Consider the following 3,551-nt stretch of genomic DNA (forward strand, 5'->3'; position numbering starts at 1 on the left):
CGGGCGGCGCGGCGCCGGGCCGGGGGGCGGCAGCGGCGGGGGGCCGGTGCGGCTGGCGGCGCTGGCGGGGGCGGCGCTGCTCACCGTGGTGGTCGCCGACGTCTCGGGGATGAGCAAGGCGGAGACGGAGCGCATCTGGCTGCCGTTCCTGCTGTGGCTGGTGCCGGCCTGCGCGCTCCTCGGCGGTGTGCGGGGGTGGCTCCTGGCGCAGGCGGGGCTGGCGCTGGCGGTCAACCACCTGCTGCTGACCAGTTGGTGAGCCCGTGCCGCGGCGACCCACGAGCGCCGCCGCGGGACGCTTCCGGCACGACGGGCACGGCCACGGGGTGCGGCGGCGGTCCCGGGGCGCACCGGTGGTGGGGGCCCGCCGCAGCGCAGGCGACGCGGGGTGCGGCGGGTCGGCGACGGCACGTGCCGCACCGCGCTCGCGTGCCCCGCACGCACGCCGTCACGCACCGGGCCCGCACGCCACGCACTGACGCTCCGCAGGTGTCAAAAGCATCACGGACTGATGACATCGGCGACTGTTGCCGGCACTCCTCCGGGTGAAACGGTCTGCGATGTCCCCAACGAGGGGGAATCGTCGAACGGTCGAGCGGGGAGGGCCTGTGAACCCGGAGTACGGGGCGTTCTGCGGCAGCGATCCGCACTTCTACGACAGGCCGCGAGCCCGCGGCGACGTCGGCGGGACTCCCGCGTCCGACTGGTACCCCGCCGCCCGCGGGCCGCTGCCGTCCGGCTGGCAGCGGGCCGACCGCGGCGACTGGGTCTCCTGGAGCCCGGCGGCGGCCTCCCTGCCGCAGCAGGGCTGGAAGATCCACGTCTCGGCGACGCTCGACAACGCCCCCGCCGTACTGGAACGCGTGGTCGCCCTCTGCGTCTCCCGCAAGGTCCCCTTCAAGTGCGTCCCCTCCCCCGCGCTGCTGCTCCGCCGCAACGCGAAGTACGCCGACCGCGCCGGCAGCGGCAAGTTCGTCACCGTCTACCCGGACGACGAACGCCGACTGCGGGAGCTCTGCGAGGGGTTGTGCGAGGAGCTGGCCGGGGAGGAGGGGCCCGACATCCTCAGCGACCTGCGGTGCGGCAGTGCACCGGTCCACGTGCGCTACGGCGCCTTCGCCGCGCGGTACTGCCCGGCACCGGACGGGCGGCTGGTCCCGGCCATCGCCGACCCCGACGGCACCCTGGTGCCCGATCCCCGGGAGCCCGGGCTGCGGCTGCCGCCGTGGGTGGAGCTTCCCGAGTTCCTGCGCCCCCATCTGAGCGCCCGGCAGGCCACCGGCCTCGGTGATCTGCCCTACCAGGTGGAGACGGCGCTCCACTTCTCCAACGGCGGCGGTGTCTACGCCGCGCGGGACACCCGCACCGGGGAGCGCGTGGTCCTCAAGGAGGGCAGGCCGCACGCCGGGCTCGCGGCGGACGGCGCCGACGCGGTGCGGCGGCTGGGCCGGGAGCGCGAGGCGCTGGAGACGCTGCGGGGACTGCCGTGCGTACCCGGGCTGCGGGACTCCTTCACCGTCGCCGGGCACCACTTCCTGGTCCTGGACCACGTGGCGGGCACACCGCTCAACACCGCCTTCGCGCGCCGCTTCCCCCTCTCCGCAGCCGCGCCGACCGCCGCGGAGCTGGCCGCGCACACCGCCTGGGCGCACCGCGTGTACGCACTGGTGGAGCGGGCGGTGGAGCAGATCCACGCGCGGGGCACCGTCATCGGCGACCTCCACATGGCCAACGTGATGCTCCGCTCGGAGACCGGGCCCGACGGCACGGAGGTCCCCGCCCAGGTCGTCCTCCTCGACTTCGAGGCCGCCTCCCCGGCGATCGACCGCCGCCGCCAGGTGGTGGCCAACCCCGCGTTCGTCGCCCCGAGCGACCGCCGCGGCGCGGCGGTGGACCGCTACGCGCTCGCCTGCCTGCGGCTCGCCCTGTTCCTGCCGCTGACGACGCTGTTCGGGCTGGACCGCGGCGCGGCCCGCCGCCTGGCCGACGCGGCGGCGGAGCAGTTCCCGGTCGACCGCGCGGCGCTGTCGACCGCGGTCGCGGAGGTGGAGAAGGGCGCGCCGCCCCCGTCGACGGCCGCGGAACCGCCGTCCCTGACCGCCTGGGAGCCGGCCCGCGACTCGATGGTGCGCGCGCTCCTCGCCTCGGCCACCCCGGAACGGACGGACCGCTGCTTCCCCGGTGACATCGCCCAGTTCGCCACGCCGACCGGCGGTCTCTCCCTCGCCCACGGCGCGGCCGGCGTGCTGTACGCCCTGCATGCCGTCGGCGCTCCCCGGTGCCGCGAGGCGGAGGAGTGGCTGCTCGCGCGGTCGAAGGAGCCCCTGTCCGGCAGCGCCTGCGGGTTGCACGACGGCCTCGCGGGCGTGGCCTGGACCCTGGACCGGCTCGGCCACCCTGCACAGGCGCGGGAGTTGGCCCTGGTGGTCGCCGGGGAGCCGCTGGACGCGCTGGCGCCGACCCTGCACGGCGGCCAGGCCGGGATCGCTCTCGCCCTGGACGCGCTGGCGGCCGGCCACGACGGGCCGGAGGCAGCGGCGCTCTCGGCAGCCGCGGAACGCTGCTTCCGGGCAGTGGAGTCGGCCGTCCGCGAGGAGCGACCGCTGCCGCGCGGCGGCCTCCTCCACGGCGGCGCGGGACTGGCGCTGGCGCTCGTCCGCCGCTACGAACGCATTGGTGAGGCACGGCTGCTGGACCTCGCGGCCACCGCGCTGCGCCGGGATCTCGCCCGCTGCCACACCCAACAGGGCACCGGCGCCCTGATGGTGCGGGAGGGGACGCGTGCCATGCCCTACCTCGGCGCCGGCAGCGCCGGCATCGCCGCGGTGCTCGACGACTACCTGCACCACCGACCGGACGACACGCCGCTCGCCGAGGCCCGCGAGGCGCTGCTGCGCGCCACGCTCTCCGCCTTCTACATCCAGCCCGGGCTCGACCGCGGCGTCGCCGGGCTGGTCCTGTACCTGGCGCGGACCTCCGCCGGCGACGCCGAGGAGCGTGCGGGGACGGTGGCGCGCCACCTCACCCTGCTGCGCCGGCAGGCCGTGCCCTGGCAGGGCGAACTGGCCTTCCCCGGCGAGCAGCTGATGCGGCTCTCCATGGACCTCTCCACCGGTACGGCGGGCGTCCTGCTCGCCCTCGGCAGTGCGACGGGGCGCGTCCCCGGTGCGCACCTGCCGTTCCTGCCGCCGCTCGGCGGCCCACAGACCGGTCCCGATCCCGGGGCCGAATCCGAATGGCACCTCTGAAAGGACACCGCTATGGCGCTGCTCGACCTGCAGACGATGGAGACCCCGGCCGTCGAGGAGGAGAACTTCGGCGAGCTCTCGAAGGGGAGCCAGGTCAGCCTCCTGATCTGTGAGCACAGCTCCCTCAGCGTCACCCTCTGCACCCCGTGACCCCGGGCGCACCGTTCGGTGCGCCCCCGCGAACGGGCTGCTCCCGCCGCGCCGCCGGCGCGCCGCGGCGGGCAGGTGAGCGACCCGGCGCCGGCCGGGTCGTGACGGTGCCACGGCACTCGTGAGAGCTGCTCCCGGGCGGGCCCAAGGGCC

General features: G+C 76.3%; 2 protein-coding genes and 1 pseudogene. All 3 read left to right on the forward strand.

Features of this window, described 5'->3' with window-relative positions:
* Positions 1 to 259 (forward strand): annotated as a pseudogene (locus HCN52_RS22815) (hypothetical protein); the annotation flags it as partial.
* A gap of 349 nt (positions 260 to 608) precedes the next feature.
* Complete coding sequence (gene lanKC / locus HCN52_RS22820; protein WP_168090326.1) at positions 609 to 3,248, forward strand: class III lanthionine synthetase LanKC; 2,640 nt, start codon at positions 609 to 611, stop codon at positions 3,246 to 3,248.
* Between the two features lie 12 nt (positions 3,249 to 3,260).
* On the forward strand, positions 3,261 to 3,398 hold the full coding sequence (locus HCN52_RS22825) for a SapB/AmfS family lanthipeptide (protein ID WP_167934310.1): 138 nt from the start codon (positions 3,261 to 3,263) through the stop codon (positions 3,396 to 3,398).
* The last annotated feature ends 153 nt before the right edge of the window (positions 3,399 to 3,551 follow it).

Origin of the sequence: Streptomyces bohaiensis, assembly GCF_012033785.1 — a bacterium.
Classification (GTDB): Bacteria; Actinomycetota; Actinomycetes; order Streptomycetales; family Streptomycetaceae; genus Streptomyces; species Streptomyces bohaiensis.

Coding starts and splice junctions, on each gene's coding strand:
- HCN52_RS22825 (WP_167934310.1), top strand. CDS start 3,261: ATGGCGCTGCTCGACCTGCAGACGATGGAGACCCCGGCCGTCGAGGAG.